General features: G+C 28.9%; 22 protein-coding genes and 1 tRNA gene. 17 read left to right on the top strand and 6 right to left on the bottom strand.

Translation table 11 applies throughout. From position 1 onward, the window contains the following. The first annotated feature begins 9 nt into the window (after positions 1 to 9). From AC2GW8_RS03465 to AC2GW8_RS03395, 15 genes are all read left to right on the top strand, one after another. The gene (locus AC2GW8_RS03465) at positions 10 to 1,407 is read left to right on the top strand and encodes a hypothetical protein (RefSeq protein ID WP_440881399.1); all 1,398 of its coding nucleotides are present in this window, start codon (positions 10 to 12) and stop codon (positions 1,405 to 1,407) included. 11 nt (positions 1,408 to 1,418) lie between these two features. Then, on the top strand, positions 1,419 to 1,892 hold the full coding sequence (locus tag AC2GW8_RS03460) for a hypothetical protein (RefSeq protein ID WP_271677589.1): 474 nt from the start codon (positions 1,419 to 1,421) through the stop codon (positions 1,890 to 1,892). 3 nt (positions 1,893 to 1,895) lie between these two features. Then, positions 1,896 to 4,067: a hypothetical protein gene (locus tag AC2GW8_RS03455; RefSeq protein ID WP_440881398.1), complete on the top strand. Its 2,172-nt coding sequence runs from the start codon at positions 1,896 to 1,898 to the stop codon at positions 4,065 to 4,067. After that, complete coding sequence (locus tag AC2GW8_RS03450) at positions 4,067 to 5,017, top strand: hypothetical protein (protein ID WP_440881397.1); 951 nt, start codon at positions 4,067 to 4,069, stop codon at positions 5,015 to 5,017. Before AC2GW8_RS03455 ends, AC2GW8_RS03450 begins: the two co-directional genes overlap by 1 nt. A gap of 76 nt (positions 5,018 to 5,093) precedes the next feature. Then, positions 5,094 to 6,149, top strand: a complete 1,056-nt coding sequence (locus AC2GW8_RS03445; protein WP_440881396.1) for a hypothetical protein — start codon at positions 5,094 to 5,096, stop codon at positions 6,147 to 6,149. Position 6,150: 1 nt separating this feature from the next. Beyond that, entirely contained in the window at positions 6,151 to 6,768 is a 618-nt protein-coding gene (locus AC2GW8_RS03440; RefSeq protein WP_440881395.1) for a hypothetical protein, read from the top strand. Beyond that, positions 6,756 to 7,196 carry a DUF1353 domain-containing protein gene (locus tag AC2GW8_RS03435; protein ID WP_440881394.1) on the top strand — a complete coding sequence of 147 codons (441 nt, stop codon included), beginning with the start codon at positions 6,756 to 6,758 and terminating at the stop codon, positions 7,194 to 7,196. The genes AC2GW8_RS03440 and AC2GW8_RS03435 overlap by 13 nt, the downstream gene beginning before the upstream one ends. A 1-nt stretch (position 7,197) precedes the next feature. Beyond that, on the top strand, positions 7,198 to 7,482 hold the full coding sequence (locus AC2GW8_RS03430; protein ID WP_440881393.1) for a hypothetical protein: 285 nt from the start codon (positions 7,198 to 7,200) through the stop codon (positions 7,480 to 7,482). Next, a complete protein-coding gene (locus AC2GW8_RS03425; protein WP_440881392.1) occupies positions 7,469 to 8,110 on the top strand; it encodes an N-acetylmuramoyl-L-alanine amidase in 642 nt (213 codons plus the stop codon). The genes AC2GW8_RS03430 and AC2GW8_RS03425 overlap by 14 nt, the downstream gene beginning before the upstream one ends. Beyond that, positions 8,110 to 8,724, top strand: a complete 615-nt coding sequence (locus AC2GW8_RS03420) for a hypothetical protein (protein ID WP_440881391.1) — start codon at positions 8,110 to 8,112, stop codon at positions 8,722 to 8,724. The genes AC2GW8_RS03425 and AC2GW8_RS03420 overlap by 1 nt, the downstream gene beginning before the upstream one ends. 39 nt (positions 8,725 to 8,763) lie before the next feature. Continuing rightward, positions 8,764 to 8,916 carry a hypothetical protein gene (locus tag AC2GW8_RS03415; RefSeq protein ID WP_440881390.1) on the top strand — a complete coding sequence of 51 codons (153 nt, stop codon included), beginning with the start codon at positions 8,764 to 8,766 and terminating at the stop codon, positions 8,914 to 8,916. 88 nt (positions 8,917 to 9,004) lie between these two features. Continuing rightward, on the top strand, positions 9,005 to 9,571 hold the full coding sequence (locus AC2GW8_RS03410; RefSeq protein ID WP_440881389.1) for a GNAT family N-acetyltransferase: 567 nt from the start codon (positions 9,005 to 9,007) through the stop codon (positions 9,569 to 9,571). A gap of 8 nt (positions 9,572 to 9,579) precedes the next feature. Beyond that, on the top strand, positions 9,580 to 10,467 hold the full coding sequence (locus AC2GW8_RS03405; RefSeq protein ID WP_440881388.1) for a LuxR C-terminal-related transcriptional regulator: 888 nt from the start codon (positions 9,580 to 9,582) through the stop codon (positions 10,465 to 10,467). 120 nt (positions 10,468 to 10,587) lie between these two features. After that, a complete protein-coding gene (locus AC2GW8_RS03400; RefSeq protein ID WP_440881387.1) occupies positions 10,588 to 11,205 on the top strand; it encodes a hypothetical protein in 618 nt (205 codons plus the stop codon). Beyond that, a complete protein-coding gene (locus tag AC2GW8_RS03395; protein WP_440881386.1) occupies positions 11,192 to 11,536 on the top strand; it encodes a hypothetical protein in 345 nt (114 codons plus the stop codon). The genes AC2GW8_RS03400 and AC2GW8_RS03395 overlap by 14 nt, the downstream gene beginning before the upstream one ends. On the opposite strand, the gene AC2GW8_RS03390 is transcribed toward AC2GW8_RS03395, so the two are convergent. Together AC2GW8_RS03390 and AC2GW8_RS03385 are read right to left on the bottom strand one after the other, a co-directional pair. Continuing rightward, positions 11,520 to 12,848 (bottom strand): site-specific integrase, encoded by a 1,329-nt coding sequence (locus AC2GW8_RS03390; RefSeq protein ID WP_440881385.1) that lies wholly within the window; start codon positions 12,846 to 12,848, stop codon positions 11,520 to 11,522. The genes AC2GW8_RS03395 and AC2GW8_RS03390 overlap by 17 nt on opposite strands. Positions 12,849 to 12,914: 66 nt before the next feature. Beyond that, positions 12,915 to 12,988 (bottom strand) — tRNA-Met (locus AC2GW8_RS03385). Positions 12,989 to 13,092: 104 nt separating this feature from the next. Here AC2GW8_RS03385 and AC2GW8_RS03380 point away from each other — a divergent pair. Both AC2GW8_RS03380 and AC2GW8_RS03375 read left to right on the top strand, forming a co-directional pair. Continuing rightward, complete coding sequence (locus tag AC2GW8_RS03380) at positions 13,093 to 13,476, top strand: START-like domain-containing protein (protein WP_440881384.1); 384 nt, start codon at positions 13,093 to 13,095, stop codon at positions 13,474 to 13,476. Positions 13,477 to 13,638: 162 nt separating this feature from the next. Then, on the top strand, positions 13,639 to 14,475 hold the full coding sequence (locus AC2GW8_RS03375) for an aminotransferase class IV (protein WP_440881383.1): 837 nt from the start codon (positions 13,639 to 13,641) through the stop codon (positions 14,473 to 14,475). Positions 14,476 to 14,479: 4 nt separating this feature from the next. Here the strand turns inward: AC2GW8_RS03375 and AC2GW8_RS03370 are convergent, their stop codons facing one another. The 4 genes from AC2GW8_RS03370 to AC2GW8_RS03355 form a co-directional block, all read right to left on the bottom strand. Further along, positions 14,480 to 15,043: a YqgE/AlgH family protein gene (locus AC2GW8_RS03370; RefSeq protein ID WP_440881382.1), complete on the bottom strand. Its 564-nt coding sequence runs from the start codon at positions 15,041 to 15,043 to the stop codon at positions 14,480 to 14,482. A 73-nt stretch (positions 15,044 to 15,116) separates the two neighbouring features. Beyond that, positions 15,117 to 15,866, bottom strand: a complete 750-nt coding sequence (locus tag AC2GW8_RS03365) for a LytR/AlgR family response regulator transcription factor (protein WP_440881381.1) — start codon at positions 15,864 to 15,866, stop codon at positions 15,117 to 15,119. Positions 15,867 to 15,938: 72 nt separating this feature from the next. After that, positions 15,939 to 17,972 carry a histidine kinase gene (locus AC2GW8_RS03360; protein ID WP_440881380.1) on the bottom strand — a complete coding sequence of 678 codons (2,034 nt, stop codon included), beginning with the start codon at positions 17,970 to 17,972 and terminating at the stop codon, positions 15,939 to 15,941. 253 nt (positions 17,973 to 18,225) lie between these two features. Beyond that, the gene (locus AC2GW8_RS03355) at positions 18,226 to 18,588 is read right to left on the bottom strand and encodes a carboxymuconolactone decarboxylase family protein (RefSeq protein WP_440881379.1); all 363 of its coding nucleotides are present in this window, start codon (positions 18,586 to 18,588) and stop codon (positions 18,226 to 18,228) included. Positions 18,589 to 18,592: the final 4 nt, after the last annotated feature.

The raw sequence follows: 18,592 nt of genomic DNA, 5'->3' as shown, positions 1-18,592 counted from the left end.
AAATACGATATGGCAGATAATTTAAAAATAACAGAGCAAAATATTGATACTGCTATTGACCCAAATGCAGGCTTTGGTGGTATTCTAGCACAAGATCATAATGATGTTCTTAAAGAGTTACTTAAAAAAGTAGGTAAATACACTGGAGCGCCATATTTATCTCAAGCTGAATCAAATAATGGTGTTATTCCTGTAGGTGTTCTAGTTTGGAATAACAATGCAATGAACAATACTAATTCATTTGAAATCACAGTAGCAAAAAAAACAGCAGATTTAAACGATATAGGTATTCTTTTAGATACTATGATTGAGGGATCAATAATTCACTTTAAAGATTATGTAGGTCGTAGTGTTTATTTAGAATATTTGTCTCATAAATCAGGTAAGGATACTATAGATGGAGATATTTATAATATTACTGTAAAAGGGAAGGTGGATAATACTAACTATACTTATCAGACAGATGAAAAAGAAGTGTGTGTAATTGAATTTTACAACAAGACTGAAGTAAAAGAGGGTGATAAAGATTGGTTGAAAATCAAGACAGATGAAATCCCCAATGACATCAAAGATTCTATTTATAGTTTATCAGATGTATATGTAGGTGACTTTGACCCTGAAAAAGATGGAGTATCTAATACAGGAAATTTACAAGTTGATGGAGTAGCAACTGTAAAAGATAAGTTTTTTGCAGGAAATAGGCATTCTTCATGGGGTGTTACAATTAAATCTGACCCTTCTCAAAATGGTGCAATAAATCTTGAGGCTCGTGGTAATGATGTAAAAAATCCAGGTTTTAATTTTTTTCAGCAAGGAAATTTTGCGTGGGTTTTTTGGAACTATTTAAGTCAACAATTATTAAGAATGACTGCAAATCTTGTAGAGATATTTAAACCCTTAAAGCTTTTAAATGTACCAACTGGTTCAACATCAGATCAATATTTAAGCATTGATACTAGTGGGAATGTTAGAAAAGTAGTTCCTGATTTAGGCGGCCCTTATGCTTTTAAGCAAAATGGGAGTGGGTATTATGAAATCAAAATACCTTATGGTGGTACAAACTTCTCAATAAAATTTGCTGTATATCGTCATGGGAATGGTTTGGATGAATATCATGTATCAGGTTATCTAAATAATCCTAATGGTTGGGTACAAACACACGTAAAAAAAATAAGTCAAAGCGGAAACGCTACTGAAACAATTACTCTAACGGATAACGGAAGTGCTAGTGATTTTAGAATTTATATTGGAGATAATGGCAGTACAGGAAGAAATATAACAACTTTATTTATTACTCAAGCAATACTATCAGGAATTTCAGGAGGATCAAGTTCAATTGGAGCATTAAGTGTTTTTCCTATATCAATACAATCAAGTATAACTGGTGTCGTTAAAGGCACATTTTAAATTTTAAAAAAATGAAAATTATATCAAAAAATTCTGTATACAAAAAAAGCACTATTACGGATGGTGTATATCTCAATTTAGAAATACATGACATCAATACTTATTATAATAGATTCAACAATTCTCTAGTTCTATTATTTGGTGTTTTTCAAAATATTGATGATGAATTAATAAAAGTTGAGAATATTGAATTGATTATCAATGAAGAAAATCAACGTACAGGGTATGTTGTTCTTCCTGACACAGAAAATACAGGAGATACTAATATGCCTATAGAGGAATATTTTCTTGAACATGGTAATTTAGATGATGTTATTATTTTAGATTATGGTGTACCGTCTGTTGAATTAGCTAAAACATTTTTTAATGGAGGTACATTTGAAAATCCTGAAATACAACCATCTAATGAATTAGCAAAAATATGGTTGCTAAATACTGTTAATTTTGATGGAAAACCAATTGTTGAAAATTTCAATTTTGAGTAATAGATGTGTAACGAAAACCTAAATACGATATTAAGTTTAGACTTTAGTTCTGTAAATGATGAGGGTAATTGGCTTCACGATTCCTCAAATGTATTACAAACTATTGATAATAAACTAACCCTTGATTCTGATTCCAATTCCACAAGTTTTATCAGACAAATAGGTAATATCGACACTTCTAACAATAGAGTTAGAATCAACTGTAATTTTGAAGTTGAGAAAACAGATACATCAAGTCCTGAAGATATGGAGGTGTTATTCCAATTATGGAGTGGTGGTCAAATGTTGTTTGATAGTTGTGTGACTTTTGATGAGTTAAATGATGGTATCAATTATGTGTATTTTTTAGATCGAACTTACAAGTTAGAAAATCCCCCAACTACACCAATATCATTAAAAATTGTAATTCCTGAAGGATGGCAGCATAAGGTGTTTTTAAAAGACTTAAACATTATTGATTTTAATTTTTGTGAGGATAATGTCCGATCATATTTTGTTATTGATGAATTATTAGAAGATAGCCTAACATCACAATCATCAGGAATACAACTAGAAGAATGGAAGGTTGATAATAATGAAACGCTAACCACAGAGTTTTTTAATGAAAATAATTCTGTAGGAGGTAATCCATTAACTGAATGGAAATTTGCAAAAGCAGATTTAGATGGTAATAATAGAATTTCAGAAAACACACAACCCAATAGTTTTAATCCGTTTGTAGATGAGTTCGGATTAGATTTTGATACAGCAACATCTTTTTATGGGGGTAAATCAACAGGGGTTACATCAGGCAGTGATTACGGTCAAGGAATACTATCAATTGGATTATTAAAACCTGCAATACTAAATGGAAACCTAAATATTAAAAAAGGTGCATTCTTTATTGATATTGATTATACTAAATCTTTAAAAATTGTTTTTAATGTAATTGTAAATCAAAATAATTCTAATGTGTTTACTAGACCTACATACTTTAGAAAGTACTTTATAGAATGGAATGCATTGACTTGTGAAAAGAAGTATTATTATATTGACCAAAAAGATCAATCAGAAGTAGATCAGCTAGTCAATGGCTTCTTATCAGGATTAACTGGAGTAGAGATCAATGAAACTATAGTTTCGTGTGATGAGACATTTAGTCCTTCAGGAAATGTAGGAAACTTTAGTTATGTATTAGATTTTGGTGATAATATTGGTACAGCAGGCATAAATTATAACGCCTATAGTGTGCCTGATAGATTTATTATTGAGTGGAATGGTCAAACTTTTGATACTGGATTTGTAGGTTCTAGTTCATACGATGCACAACTTATAGCAGCTGGAGTAAGCCCTTCTGATATAAACACAGGAAGTCCATCTACAGGTTCAGGAATGCTAACATTTAATAAAAGTCAAGCATTCCCAACACAAGCAACAATTACAGTGTTAGCACCATTAGGAGGAACAGCATGGAATGTTACTGGTATTTGTCCACAGCCAACTCAAGGTTCAGAAGTAGAAGTTGGTGAAGGTGGTTGTAATACAACACCTAGCTCATGGGATACAGTTTTTATTAATGATACTAATCCTAACAGTTATGTTCCTTCAAATGGCGACATTGTTTATAGTGATATTGATTTAACAACTCCTTTTAATGGTGGTAATGATACATTTAGAATGAGAGTAACATCTCATCCATTTCAAACGATATTAAATTATAGTTTTAAAATTGATGTTAATGGTATTGTCTCTAACGCAACACTATGTATAACTCAAAGTACATCGCCAAGTATTGGCTCATTGTCTCTAGGAATAGCTTCATGTGGCAATGAGGGTGAGTTAAGAAAATTTAAGATAACGGGGCAACCAAATCAAAATGTGAGGTATCAATTAAAAACTGTTTTTATGGTCAATAATTCACATGGAGCATTGGGGCATGTAACAAGCGATACAGGTCATTCTAATAACTTCTCGGCAATATCTTCAGGATTTGTTCAAGAAGATGTAATGGTTTTAGGTAGCAATGGGATAGCTAATGTTCAGTTAGAATTATGTGCTAGACCTTGTTTAAATGAAACAGGCTCAGTTAATGAGGTTCAAGTTTCATTAACTTTATTTGAAAATGATTTGACTACACTGTCTAATCAATCAGTAAATGTTAGAGGTACAAGTCAATGTAATAATAACCCACAATAATGACAGAAAATTTATTAGATATAGTTTACGTAGACACAAGTGATTTTGCTTGTGCTAATGGATATGATCCTTGTGGTCATAAAGAACGCACATTGTCTTATGCATTGTATGTAGATATTCCTGAACAGTTAGAGACACCTGACGAAATATTTAAAGAGTGTTGTTATTATCATAAAGTATTAGCTTCATTAACTGACAATGAAAGCTACAAAAATGATTACTCTAGTTTTTATCACAAAAGACAAATACCAAGTGAAACATGTGATTTTATAATGATAGATATGTCTGATGATACAGAATATCCTTTAGATGATAACACCTATGGAGAATTAAAAAACTTTAATACAATAACTGATATTCCTGATTTGAAAATATTCAAGATAGAATGGAAAAAAGTATTAGAAGATTTAGGTACTGGGTCATACAAGATTGTAAAGAGATGTAATTTAGTTGGCATTTCAATTGATATTGAATATTTAGTTTATAATCTTCAAAATTACTCTACTTCAGTTGCAAATGGTACAACTCGTATTGATGTTGCTATGAATGGATATTTAGAAAATCTAGGTATTACATTTGAGGGATCAGGGTTTGAAACCACATTAAGAATACCTGGCTTTTTTGGTAGACGTAATCCTAAATTAGAGGAAGATAATATTGTAAATAGAAATTATGTCAAAAGACAAATATCTATTAAACAAACTAATGAGTATAAGTTCCAAACTAATATGATTCCTGATTGTTTAACTAATGAAATATTTGACTTCTTATTATTAGCAGATGACATTAAGATTAATGATTACAACCTCAATAATCACAGTTATAGTTATAAGTACTTTCCTGTATCGATAGGAGAAATTCAAGAACCTGTTTATGGTAGTCACACTCGCAAAGCTCAAGTAAATTTAACATTCACAGATAAGATAGTAAATAAGATACATAGGATTTAATGTGTTTTAAGTGTTCTTTTTAAACTGCAATGTTCAGTTATGAAAATATATTTGATTATTAATTAAATCAGATATAATGGCAGTTAAAGTATATTTAAAAGGGGTAACAGTATTTGTTGATGATGGGAATACTGTAAAAAGAATTCCTTCAGGCTATTTAAACTATGAAATACAAAGGGGTTACATTCATATTCATAATTTAATTGACAATACATCAAAATCATTTGCTGAATCTGAATTAGTAGATGAAAATGATAAAACTGTCTCTAACCCTGATGACTATCTATGTGAATTTATAGGATCTTTTAAAAAAGGAGGGGCGGAGAGCGGAAGCGGCGCATCATATAACCCAAAATTTGTAATAGATACCTTTTTACCTTCAATAGTAGAGATAAACAAAACATCTCAAGTAATCATAAAAGGGTCATTTTTAGATTTTATAAACAGTGTTAATGTAACGACTGCAAATCAAACAGGAGTTTCTGTTAACATTATTTCCAAAACCTTTGATGAGTTGATATTGGAACTTACAACCAATGAGGATTTACAGACTTATATAATAAACTTAAAAAGCCCAAGTAATCAACAACATACTATTAGTGTAGATGCTAAAAATATTAGTATTTATATCCCAACCTTAACAGGAGTAACTCCTGAATTATGGGTAAAATTAGGAAGTAATAACAATACTATATTAACTACTGGGGGGTATGAAGCTGAGAATTCAGGAGGTAACGGATGGAATGAGCATGCATATTTTGGAGGGTTAACTAGCTCTTCAAGGTTAGAGTTTTCATTTAAAGTAGAAAGACTACAAGGTGCTTCAAATGCATATTGTTATATCAGAACAAATAATCAAAACAATGTTTCTACTGGAGGAAATCCAAGAGTTTACATTCAAAACGGAAATACTTTTTATGTGTATGCTCCAAATGGAGGAAATATAGGAACCACCCAAATTTCAGTTGATGATGTTATTGATATTGTTTTAGAACCTAATAAGTATGAGGTTTTTAAAAATGGTGTTTCAATAGGTGTCTATAATGGAACTGTAAATCTTACAAATGTCTATATGACTTTTACTGGATATAGGGTTGCGAAACTATCAAACATTAACTCAAAAGTATATTAATATGGAAATTGTATTACAAAAAATAAAAGGATTTGAAGGTTTTGAATTTGCAAACGAACAAGAGTTGTTAAGTTGTGATTTTAAAAAAAGAGGTTGCTATGGAGCAATACCTAAATATACTTATGGAGGTAGAAAAATTAGTGATAATTTTTATAGTGAAAAAGATGGATTATTAGCAGTAACTATTGAAAATGAAGATATATTAGATGAAAATGGTATTGAAACTGATATTGAAAAGACACTAAAAATATTATACGATAATGGAGAAGTGTTTTATAAAAAAACATGGTTAGAGCCTATAAAAAATAGAATTAAACTTCGGTTGAGTAGATACCGTAATGCTTTTGTACACTTACAAAAAACAGCAGAGGAACATCCTAGTTCACAAGTAAGAGCTGTCACTTCTACATTGTTAGCTTATTATAATAATCAGATTAATATTTGGCAAAATGGAAATCCTCAAGTGTTTTTAGATGCAATGAATAATGAGCCACAAGTTAAAGACGGTCAACCTAATCAAATTTACTATATGCTTCAGGCTATTGTAGATTCAGAAACAGGAAAAAGAGTTTTAGATGGTATTGTAGAACAAATAAGCGGTGTAAAATGGAAGCAATAAAAATCAAATATTTAGAAAACCCAGTATCAATTTCTTTAGCATATTTACCTACAGGAAAAGGAGAAAGAACATTTGAAACTACTCAAGATATTTCGGTAATATTATCTGATGGATACGAGCTTCATATACCTAAAGGATTTAAAACTGATTTATCTTCAGTACCCAGTTGGGCATGGTCAATTTTCAAACCAATTGACAAAGCATTTATAGGTGATCTAATCCATGATGCTCTTTGGGTTGATAAAGCTGGTCAAGTAAATCATTTCAATAACAGTTTTTATGATGCAAGAAAATTTGCTGATGAGGAACGTTTAAGGTGGCGCAAAGTATTAGCCCCAAAAAAGAAAATCAAAAACTATTTAACGCATTATGTGATTCGCCTTATTGGTGGTTTTATGTATAGCAAACAATTAAAAATACCAAATTAAAATGCTGACTTTATTAAAAGAGAATTGGGAGTTAATCACAGGAATAATAGGCTCTATTGTTGCTTTTTTCGGAGGTCGAAAAAGTAAACGATTAAATGAAAAAACAACAGAGTTAGAAAATATTGAAAAGGTCAGAGAAATAGAGAAAAAACTATTAGCTGACATGGAAGATCAAGTAAATAAACTTATTAAGTACAATGACTATTTAGAAGGGGTCGTAAAGGATGTAAAAAAGAAACTTGTTAAATATGTTGATAAATACGGTGAATTAGATGAAAACGATTAACCATTATTTTCCATCAAACCAATATTACAAGGAGGAAACTAAAAAAAAGGGAATTGTCCTCCATCATACTGTATCCGGAAACTCTGTGGCTGGGGATATTAATTGGTGGAAATCCAATCCTCAACACGTTGCTACTTGTGTAATCATTGGTAGAGATGGTAAAATACATCGCTTATTTTCATCTAAATACTGGGCGCATCATTTAGGTATTAAAAGGTTTCATTTTAAATATTTTGGATTGCCCTCTTTAAACAAGAAGAGGAACAAAGAGTTTATCGGTGTTGAGTTAGATAGTTGGGGCGGTCTCGTGAAAAGAAACGGAAAATACTACTCATACACAGGAAGAGAAATCGATAAGGATAATGTAGTGTATTACAAAAACGAGTTTAGAGGATACCACTATTTTGAAAAGTACACTGATGCCCAAATAAAGGCTCTATATGAACTTTTATTGTATTGGGGTAAATACTACAACATCCCCCTTAATTATAAAGGAGAGGTTATGTTTAAGTATAATAAAAGAGCTTTAAGTGGAGAGGAAGGGATATGGGCTCATGTATCTTTTAGACCTGATAAATCGGATATACATCCTCAAGAGGAATTAATTAAAATGCTAAAATCATTATGATGAAAAACATAAACAGAAAATTTAGTATCGACATAAAAGATATTCTTATTATAGCTCTTTTACTATTTGGAATCTATAAGTTTTTTTTAAAGCCTGAGCGTGAGGTTGTAACTGAAAAAGAGACCACCACTATTGACATCAAAAAAGAAATTGAAGAGGCTATAAATAATAGATTACAACTGCAACAGCCTACGCAGCAGCCTACTATAATTTATCAAGATCGTGTCGTTCCTGTTTATAAAGATACTCCTATTCCTAAAGGCGATGAGGATTTAGTAAAAAACCTCAATAAATATAGAGACACGACTCAATTAGAAAATGCAAAGATTTATAGTGAAATTTTATCGGATGGAACTGTATATCAAAATAAAGTAACTGCTGAAGTTGATGTTAAAACAATTACTAATACTATTGAGAAAAAAGTGGTAAAATATGGCTCTGGATTTTATTTATCTCCGGGAGTAAACTTAAATCCTATCAATGGTATTCAAAGCATAGAGACTTCAATAAACTACATAAATAAAGGTGATTTTGGTTTTGGACTTGGAGTTCAATACGACCTCCTAACTAAAGATGTTAGTTATGGAGTTAAAATCCACAAAAAGATATTTTAACTACTTTAAATTAAGTATAATTTTTTAAATATTTCCATTATGAAAAAAGTATTTTTTTTTACATTATTAATGTTATTATTTTTAGGAGTTTCATGTACTCCTCCAGAACTTTCAGAAGATTCAGAAATTAATCCTGTGGCAATTGACAAGGATAAAGTTGAACCTACTAAACCGCCTCAAGGAAACAATTAGCTTGTAATTAAATCTAAAATTTTAACTCGGAATTATAATTGGTTAATTCTGAGTTTTTTCTTATACTGCTTGATAAAATAAAGTAATAATGCAGAAAGTAAAGATTTCACGTAAAGAGAAAATAGTAAATATTATATCCGAAGCTTTTAAGGATAATAAAAGTATTCGCTTTGTAATCGGAGAAAAAGGAAATTTCAACAAAAAACTAAAATATCTAATAGAATATTCATTCTATGAAGGCTTAGATTTTGGAGATGTTTTTTTAAATAAAGGAAATACAGCAGCAGCAATAATTATTGACCCTCTTAAAAAGAAAACAACTTTAAAATCAATTATAAGAGATATAGGGTTAATTATTAATGTAATTGGTTTTCAAAATATTTTTAAAGTCCTAAATAGAGAAAAAAAAATAAAAGCCTACCATCCTAAAAACGAAAGATATGTACACTTATGGTATATCGGTGTTGAAAATTCTAAAACTGGTAAAGGAATTGGGTCAAGTTTCCTAGATAGGATAAAAAGCCACTATAAAGGCAAACATATATTACTAGAAACTTCTACTGTAAGAAATTTTAATTTTTATGAAAGAAACGGTTTTGAAAAAAAAGGTATTATACCACTAAAAGGGTATGATTTACATATTTATAGTACTTAATTTACGATATGTTTGGTACAGAGATTCATAGGGTAACATTTATTATTACATTTTTACAAGTTTTAATCCTTCCTGCTTGTATACTTCATTTGACCTTAAAAAAAAGAGATCAATCTAGGCGTAATATTGTATATCTTACTGTAATATTCATCCTATATAATTTGTTTTCAGGACTATTTCCTGATCCTACTTTATCAATACCAATTGCTATACAACTTGTTCTTGCCTACACTATTGGAGCCATTATGTCTGTATACTTTGTTATTTATATCTATCACGAATTTGGTATTACACCTATATTATTCTTTAATCTTAGGTTTATGATACCAATTGTAAGCACTTCTTTTATACTAGGGTTTTTAACTACATATTTATTAACGGGTAATTTGAGATTAGCTAAGACACTTTTTTTAATTGTACCTCTATTTCTAATGGCTTTATTTGTTTTTAGAGCGTTTAAAGAACTTATATCAATCTCTATAAGACGAAATAAAGAAAAGCATTTCATTTATAGGATGTATTCCGCTTATGTTGGTTTGTTTTCGGTATTTATTATGATGATAATTGTTATGATCGGAGATTTTCAAGTAGTTGAACAATCCGTTTGTAATTTTGGATATTTCGTAATCATGCTTTCATATTATAATTCTTTACTATACGCTTATAAAAATGACATATTTCAAAGGTCAGAACTTATTGAACAATTTAATGAATTAGGATTTACTAATCGAGAAAAACAAATCGGAGAGATGCTTATTTCAGGCATAGAAGATTATAAGAAAATATCAGAAATACTTTTCATTTCGTACAATGGTGTTACCTCACACACATCAAATATCTTCAAAAAAGCAAATGTTAAGTCTAAAAAAGAATTTATTTCTAGGTTTTATAAATAGTTGAAAATATGCTTTTTAGTTTAAGCATCCAGAAGTCTAAGTTTAAAACTTAAGAAATTAAAGTACTTATTTTTTGAAATTTAAATCTTAATTTGTTGTTTTAGCACTTAATTGTTAAATATGAAAAATTTTATTATCGGTATAGCTCTTACTTTTTTAAGTGGAGTTTTTCCTTTGATCTATTTGTTTGCAGATCAGAGTGAATTGAATGAGCGTTATTTTGGTTTTAAAACCATGTATGGTTTTTGGTTTGCTTCCGGGAATCATATAAGTATAGCATTATTTGTAATAGGTACTTTTTTTATAGTTAATAATTTATCAAGTAAGAATAGAAAACAGATTTATTATATATGCTTATTATCACCACTAGCAACTTCATTTTTATTAACGAGTTGGGATCTATCTCCTTCTCAACTTCCAGTATCACTTGTAGAATATTATGCTATTTTAATTGTTATTTTCTGCATACTTGTGATATTGGTTTTCAAAACAAAAACACTCCTATCTAAAGAATCATTAAAAACTAAAATACACAAGATTAAAACCAGTATTAAGGAGTGTACGATAGAGGTTTATAATCTTATTGATGAGATTGAAAATATTGAAGCTTATGGTGTTGAAAGCGACTTGTCTGATGATATTAATATTTGGAAAAGTGTGCTACAGGATTCAGTAAATGAAATGTATTTAAAGAGTGATGTATTACTAAAAAAACTACAAAAGAATGAAGACAACTAAAAACATCATGGTAAAAAAGATCAAGCTAAAAAAGGCTAGATTAAAATACATAGAAAAAGTATTAAAACCTATTTTGCAACAGGATGACATAACCAAAATTAAATGTGAACTATTAAAAGTGTTTGAGACTGAATTATTTATAGAACACCAAAATCTAAATAAAAAAGGCATAATTATTAGTGAAAATGAGTTAACAAATGACCAAATAATAAAAATGTTAGGTTTTTGTCCTGAAAAAATAGAAGAATTTACCTGTCTAAATAGAAAAAAATCACATAACTATATGAAAACTAAATACTATGCTTATGATGTAGTTATTTCAAAAGACTAGACCAATCTTCAATTTTATAATAACCTATTTCACGAAGGTAGTTTCTAACGGTATTATTGTCTTGGTGATTAGTTATAGTTCTAATATAATCAAGGGCTTTCTCTTCATAATTTGCCACTTTTGTTTTTCTATACTCTTTTACTTTTACTAAAAACATTTTACCAATAGCGGCATGTCGCAAAGAGTAAATAGTATGTAATTCCGAAAAGTTAAATTTCTTTTTTACTACACGATTAAATCTTTTACCCCAATAACTACGTCTATTTTTCTCTTCAGTTACGGTTCTATTCCCTGTTTTTTTATTTAAACGTGTTAACCATTTACTTGGTTTATTATCCTTAGTGAAAACAAAGAAATTATTGTCATATTCTGATAAATCTATTTTATTGTAGAATTCATCAATAAGTACTTGAGGTATTTGTTTAAAATAGATGTTTGTTTTGGTGTTAGAGTAAATCAATTTCTCCTCAATTTTTACATCTTTAACTTTTATTCTGCAAACTTCTACATTTCTAAAAAGAGCATAATAAACATGAGCGCAAAAATAATATAACCAAATATCGGCTTTATCGTCTCTTAGGTATTCAAATATGTCTTGAACTTCTTTTTCAGTAAAAGCAACATTTTTTTGAGGTTTAGAGGTTAAAACTGGGATTTTAGTTATAAAATTTACTGGGATTATCTCTTGATCGGATAAAACTGTAAATAACGAGGAAATATCCGCTCTATCATTATTTCTATTACCTGCACTTGTTTTCTGCAAAACCATATTTAGATAATCATTAACTACTTTTTTAGAAACGGATGTCATGAATCTATTTTTAAATCCGTTTTCCAGTAAATAATCCTTGAAACGGTTTATTCGGTTTTCAAAATTATTGTAAGAGGTTTTAGCTAATGTCTTTTCTTTCATCTTTAGACCAAAGTTGAAAGCATCTTCGACTGTATAAATATTACTTGATATTTCAATGTTATAGGGGTTAATTTGACCTTCTTTTAAAAGTCGAGATAAGTTTCTCCTCATTGTCTCAAGTATTTCTAATCTTTCATCTTTGGTTTTATATCTATTTCCGGCTTTGACATTTTTTTGTCTTTCCAACTTTCCATTATTTGGATTTCTATAAGACCATCTTATATACCATTGTTTGCTTAATGCTTTCTGTTTTTCTTTTTGAGAAAGTTTATTCCATTTTTTTACATCTACACCGCCCGTGTAAAGTTTAGGTTCGGAATATTTTTTCTTAGGCTTCATGTTTTCTAAATAGTGTACCGAATCGTGTACTTTTGTTAAAAGTAAGGATAATTTTGTCATAAAAAAAATACGGTTTAAGGTACACTTAAACCGTATCTTTATTGACATGCAATGTTTTTACACTTGTAGCGAAGGGGGGAGTTGAACCCCCGACCTCAGGGTTATGAATCCTGCGCTCTAACCACCTGAGCTACCTCGCCTGATTGCGGGTGCAAATATATATGTTTTTTTGACTTATGAACAAAAAAAAATCATTTTTTTTTAAAGAAAAAATCTATATATTGGCTCTCAAACGTATATATAAATGAGTAAAGTTAAATTTGAATTAGAATTCCCAATTCACGCCTCTCCAAGTATGTTATATACTTATCTTGCAACACCTGCTGGTTTGGAAGAATGGTTTGCAGATAGAGTAAATTCAAGAGGAAAGCAAATTATTTTTATGTGGGATGATTCAGAAGAAGAAGCAAAAATTGTAGCGAGTAAGGCTGATGAACGAATAAAATTTAAATGGGTAGAAAGTGATGGAGATGAAAGCTATTTTGAGTTCAGAATACAAGTAGATCCTCTTACTAAGGATGTTGTAGTTATAGTAACTGATTTTGCTGATAATGAAGAAGATGCGGAAGAAGCAAAGCGGCTTTGGGAAAATCAAATAGAAGAATTAAAGCATACTATTGGAGCATAAACAGGAAAAACAAAAAAAATATAAAAAATACCCAGCAAATTTGCTGGGTATTTTTTAGGAATATTAATCAATAGACTGTATAATTTTAAGAGAAAACAAATCATTAAATTTTCTTTCAGATATTATAAAATTAGTAATTTTGTTGATAGAAAATATCTTATAATGGTAAATTTAAATGGTTCAATAATTCCTTCAAAAGAGGTAAAACTTGGTAGTGAAAATAGAGCTTTTAAGTATGGTGATGGTATTTTTGAAACTATTAAAATACAAAATAATAAAATCATATTTTTCGAAGACCATTATTTTAGACTAATGGCTTCAATGAGGATGCTTAGGATGAAAATACCAATGCGCTTTACTTTAGAATTTCTTCAAGAAGAAATATTGAAAACAGTAAAACAAATTACTAAAGAAAGTGCCATTTATAGAGTCAGATTAACGGTATACAGGAAAGATGGTGGCTTATATTTACCTAATACTAATGAGGTAGATTATTTAATTGATGTAATTCCTGTAAATTCCGTATCAAAAAATACATATAAAGTAGATTTATACAAAGATTTTTATAATTACTCGGGGCTTTTATCTACAGTTAAAACTACAAATAGGATGATTAATACTCTAGCATCTGTTTTTGCTGATGAAAATGATTTAGATAGTTGTATTATTCTAAACGAAAACAAAAGGGTTGTTGAAGCAACAAATGGAAATATTTTTATAGTCACGGGAACCACTATAAAAACACCTCCTTTGACTGAGGGATGTATTAAAGGTGTAATAAGAAAAAAAATAATAGAAATTGTAAGCAAAAACCCTGATTATGATATTGAGGAAACCTCAATATCACCTTTTGAAATACAAAAGGCAAATGAGGTTTTTATTACCAACGCAATTACTGGAATACAATCTGTGACTAACTACAGAAAGAAAAAATTTTCAACTGAAATTACATGTAAACTTAAAAATAGTTTACAGATGTTGAGTGTTATAGGGGTATAAAAATTTAGTTCATTTGAATGTCACTTGGTGCATTTGCCCAAATTTTGTATTCTCCCCCTTTTTTCAATAATTGATTTTTCCAAATCGTTTCATTATTAATAGTAAAAATATTACTGTATATATTATGTGAAACAAACCATGAATTTGTTTTCAATTCATCATTTAATTGATTGGTGTCCCATCCCGAATAACCTAGAAAAAATCGAACATCACTTGGCTTTACAGCATTATTATTTAAATGCTTCTTTAAAGATTCAAAGTTACCTCCCCAATAAATACCATTATTTACTTCTACGCTATTAGGTAAAAGCTCAGGAACTTTGTGAATAAAATAGAGATTATCTGACTCAACAGGACCACCTTGATAAACAGTAAAATCACAATCGATGTCTGGAACTAAATCTTTAAGAGTATAATGTAAAGGTCTGTTCATTATAAAACCGACAGAGCTATTCTGTGTGTGTTCTGTCAGTAATACAATAGCTCTTTTAAAAGAGCGATCATTTAAAATAGAAGGTTCTGCGATGAGTAATCTTCCTTTTTCTGGTTTAAGAATACTAACTGGCATAAGAGTTTTAATTATGTTACCAATATAAGTAAAAATTAATAAAAATTTAACATAAAAAGAACAATATGTGTTTTTATATATTTTTTATTATTTCAATCACTTCATTCTTCTTTCTTACAGAAACAGGAATTGTCTGTTTGTTTTGAAGTATAATATAGCCTCCATCTGACTTTATAAATTCTTTAATGAATTGTATATTAATTAAATGACTTTGATGCACTCGAAGAAAATGATATTCTTTTAAAATATCTGAAAAATATTTTAAGGTCTTTCCTACAAGGATTTTCTGTCCATCTACTAAATAAAATTCGGTATAATTATTATCCGATTTACAATGCATAATATCATCTAAATTTACAACGATGATTTTGTTAGAAGAGTTTAATGATATTTTTTTTGGTCGTTGATCAGGATAAAAAATAGAGTTTTTTAGCACTGATAATTGCTCTTTATTAGGTGATATTTGAGATTTAGCCCGTTCAATAGCACCACATAAGCTATCTAAAGAATACGGTTTTAAAATATAATCTATGGCTGCAAATTTAAAAGCTTTAATAGCAAACTCATCGCTTGCTGTTACAAAAATTATTTTAGAACACAATTCAGGATGAATTTCTAGAATATCAAATCCTGTTCCATCTCCTAGCATGACATCTAGTAATAGAATATCAGGTTCTTTTTGTCTTAGCAATTTTGAAGCTTCTACAACGCTTTTAGCTTTAGAAATATTACTAATCTCAGGATGATTTATTTTTAAATCATTTTCTAACATTTTTAAAGCAGGTTCATAGTCATCCACAATTAATGCCGTTAAATTCTTCATTTTGATAGTTATAATTTAGGTTTCGAATGTAGTAAGTTTTGAAAACAGATAATTGATATTAAGATTTTAATTTTAAAAATCTGTTTTTAGCGGAATTTTAAAACAGGCTTTTGTACCTATAACCTCACCATTTTTTTTTAACTCGATAAATTTAACATACGTTTTTGAGTCTATGCTTTTAATTCTTTCTTTTGTTACATTTAAAGCAATAGAAACATGATTTTTATTTCTTTTTTTCTTTTGAGTAGTGAAAAATCCAACTCCATTATCAATTATTTCGCAGTGAATATAATTTGCATCATTGGAAAAGTATATAATTATTTCTCCATTTTCAATTGATTTTATTCCATGCTTAATGCTATTTTCAATAAAAGGTTGAATTAGCATTGGGGGAATCATAATTTCTTCTATTTCAAATGATAATTGATAATTAATTCTGTACGTAAATTTACAAATACTCATTTGTTGCTCAAGGTCAATATAATTTTCTAAGGTTTTTATTTCGTCAGCTAAGCTTATAAAATCTTTTCGAGAAGCCTCAAGAATTGACCTCAGAAGATTAGAAAATTTCGAAATAGTACTATTTAAATCATTTAGCTTACCGTTATTACCCAGTGCTTTAACCCCATTAAGGACATTGAAAATGAAATGTGGATTCATTTGAAGTTGTAAAGCTTTTTGTTCCAAATTCAATAAATGATTTTTTAATTCTAATTGATTTATCTTCAGTTTATTTTTTGTTTGAGTTTTTCTTATTGATTGGTTTATCATAAGTCCAATAATGGTGAAAATGAAACTCATAATAGATAGTTTAAACCATATTTTATGATAAAAAGGTTTATCTATATAGAAGTTAAAGTCTATAGGAAGACTTTTTTGATCATTTTTTAATTTTGATTGCACACTAAAAGTATAATCACCTGATTGAAGATTTGCTAAATTAACAGATGTTTTGTGAGTCCAAGGACTATATTTGCCATTAATTTTATATCGATAAAGAACATTTTTAGGATTATTCAAGTCAATTGATTTATAGTAAAATGCAAGATGATTTTTTTGAGAAGTTAATTTAAGTTTTGTTTTATCTTTACCATGCATAAAAAAATCAATGGGTTGATGTAAAACCTCAATATTTTCAAAAGAAATTGAAGGGACAAAAAGTCTATTATAGGATAGACTTTTAAATCTGAAAACTCCATGATTTAGTGTTGTTAACCAAATATTAGCTTGAGCATCTTCGAATACATCTGTAATCTCATTAGATTCAAATGAATTATATTTATTAATTTTTCTTTTAAAAGAAAAATCGTTATTGAGTATCTCAATACCATTACTTAATGAAAATACCCAATAGTTTGTTCCGATCTTTCTAATTCCTTTAACATTTTTCGTAAATATATTAATAGCAGATATTTTGGAATTATTTATAATTCTGAGTCCAGAATTTAAAGTACTTGAGATTACTTTATTTTTGAGAATTAAAATAGAAGTAAAATTACCCATCTCAATTTTTTTAATTGATTTGGGTGTACTTAAGTTTTTTAATTTCCAAAGAGCTTTATTCGTTGCTATATAATAGTTTTCTCCATCATATTGAATATCGTTAACCTCACTTAAGTCTATTTCAAGATTTGTTTTTATTGGGATTAAAAAATCTTTAGTTAGTTTGTATATCCCTCTTTCTGTACCAATTACTAAAGAATTTTCTGTAGGAATTATGCAACGTACAGTTTTATTTTCAATAAGTTTAAAAGTATTCTTATTTCTTAATGCGAAAAAATTGAATCCTCCAATGTAAAGATTTTTTTTATTACTAACCAAGACATTAATTCTTTGAGTTAAATTTCCGTTTTCGTTAGTGAAGTTCTCAAAATTTGTTCCGTCAAATCTAGTTAGTCCTTTATTTGACCCAAACCAAATATAACCTAATTCATCTTGAGTAATGCATGTTATTTGATTACTTAAAATTCCATCTTTTTCTTTGTAATTTATGTAAGAGTTATAAGAAGGGGCTTCATTAATATTAAAAAGTACATTTTCTTGCGCAGTAAAGTTGTGAGTTTTAAAAAGTAGTAGTACACTAAGAAATTTATAAATTGATTTCATAGTTGGCAAACATACTTAAAATCAATTATAAAATAGTATTGAAATTTGAGCTAATAAAATTTTTTGTCCGTACGTGTTCAAATTTATAGTAGTTAAACAACGTATTGCAAACCTTATATTTATTAAAAAATAAGGTGGTTTTTTAAAACCACCTTAAAATAATATATAACAACATTTTGCGAATAATATCGCCTTTTCACTTTTTTGATTATTTTACATGTTTGTGAAAAAATTATTTGATAATAAATTAAAGTTATTTTTCTTCAAATACACTTTTAGCAACAAGTAATGCAAGCATCGATTTCGGCATTCCAGCATAAGCTCCTACAGTTTCTATTACTGCTATGATTTCATTTTCAGAAGCTCCGTGCTTTAAAGCTGTCTTGATATGAACTTTTAACGCTTTGTCTAACCCTCCTTGAGCAGCAATCATTGAAATTACACAAAGCTCTCGTACCTTAAGGTCTAAGGTGTCATCTTCATATAAATTATTAGCCAAATAATCATGAATATTATTTATAGTACGTGGACTAATATCTTTAATTGATTTAAAAACATTTTTAGCCATTTCCCCAAAAACCTCTTCGCATCGATTAAGTTGTTCTTTTAAGTTCATTTTT

Source organism: Tenacibaculum profundi, from assembly GCF_057162725.1.
Note: the sequence above shows the minus strand (reverse complement) of the source record. Positions and strands in the feature narration are given on the sequence as shown.

Excerpts from the sequence above, each read along its gene's own strand:
- AC2GW8_RS03465 (WP_440881399.1), top strand. The coding sequence starts at position 10 with ATGGCAGATAATTTAAAAATAACAGAGCAAAATATTGATACTGCTATT.
- AC2GW8_RS03460 (WP_271677589.1), top strand. The coding sequence starts at position 1,419 with ATGAAAATTATATCAAAAAATTCTGTATACAAAAAAAGCACTATTACG.
- AC2GW8_RS03455 (WP_440881398.1), top strand. The coding sequence starts at position 1,896 with ATGTGTAACGAAAACCTAAATACGATATTAAGTTTAGACTTTAGTTCT.
- AC2GW8_RS03450 (WP_440881397.1), top strand. The coding sequence starts at position 4,067 with ATGACAGAAAATTTATTAGATATAGTTTACGTAGACACAAGTGATTTT.
- AC2GW8_RS03445 (WP_440881396.1), top strand. The coding sequence starts at position 5,094 with ATGGCAGTTAAAGTATATTTAAAAGGGGTAACAGTATTTGTTGATGAT.
- AC2GW8_RS03440 (WP_440881395.1), top strand. The coding sequence starts at position 6,151 with ATGGAAATTGTATTACAAAAAATAAAAGGATTTGAAGGTTTTGAATTT.
- AC2GW8_RS03435 (WP_440881394.1), top strand. The coding sequence starts at position 6,756 with ATGGAAGCAATAAAAATCAAATATTTAGAAAACCCAGTATCAATTTCT.
- AC2GW8_RS03430 (WP_440881393.1), top strand. The coding sequence starts at position 7,198 with ATGCTGACTTTATTAAAAGAGAATTGGGAGTTAATCACAGGAATAATA.
- AC2GW8_RS03425 (WP_440881392.1), top strand. The coding sequence starts at position 7,469 with ATGAAAACGATTAACCATTATTTTCCATCAAACCAATATTACAAGGAG.
- AC2GW8_RS03420 (WP_440881391.1), top strand. The coding sequence starts at position 8,110 with ATGAAAAACATAAACAGAAAATTTAGTATCGACATAAAAGATATTCTT.
- AC2GW8_RS03415 (WP_440881390.1), top strand. The coding sequence starts at position 8,764 with ATGAAAAAAGTATTTTTTTTTACATTATTAATGTTATTATTTTTAGGA.
- AC2GW8_RS03410 (WP_440881389.1), top strand. The coding sequence starts at position 9,005 with ATGCAGAAAGTAAAGATTTCACGTAAAGAGAAAATAGTAAATATTATA.
- AC2GW8_RS03405 (WP_440881388.1), top strand. The coding sequence starts at position 9,580 with ATGTTTGGTACAGAGATTCATAGGGTAACATTTATTATTACATTTTTA.
- AC2GW8_RS03400 (WP_440881387.1), top strand. The coding sequence starts at position 10,588 with ATGAAAAATTTTATTATCGGTATAGCTCTTACTTTTTTAAGTGGAGTT.
- AC2GW8_RS03395 (WP_440881386.1), top strand. The coding sequence starts at position 11,192 with ATGAAGACAACTAAAAACATCATGGTAAAAAAGATCAAGCTAAAAAAG.
- AC2GW8_RS03390 (WP_440881385.1), bottom strand. The coding sequence starts at position 12,848 with ATGACAAAATTATCCTTACTTTTAACAAAAGTACACGATTCGGTACAC.
- AC2GW8_RS03380 (WP_440881384.1), top strand. The coding sequence starts at position 13,093 with ATGAGTAAAGTTAAATTTGAATTAGAATTCCCAATTCACGCCTCTCCA.
- AC2GW8_RS03375 (WP_440881383.1), top strand. The coding sequence starts at position 13,639 with ATGGTAAATTTAAATGGTTCAATAATTCCTTCAAAAGAGGTAAAACTT.
- AC2GW8_RS03370 (WP_440881382.1), bottom strand. The coding sequence starts at position 15,043 with ATGCCAGTTAGTATTCTTAAACCAGAAAAAGGAAGATTACTCATCGCA.
- AC2GW8_RS03365 (WP_440881381.1), bottom strand. The coding sequence starts at position 15,866 with ATGAAGAATTTAACGGCATTAATTGTGGATGACTATGAACCTGCTTTA.
- AC2GW8_RS03360 (WP_440881380.1), bottom strand. The coding sequence starts at position 17,972 with ATGAAATCAATTTATAAATTTCTTAGTGTACTACTACTTTTTAAAACT.
- AC2GW8_RS03355 (WP_440881379.1), bottom strand. The coding sequence starts at position 18,588 with ATGAACTTAAAAGAACAACTTAATCGATGCGAAGAGGTTTTTGGGGAA.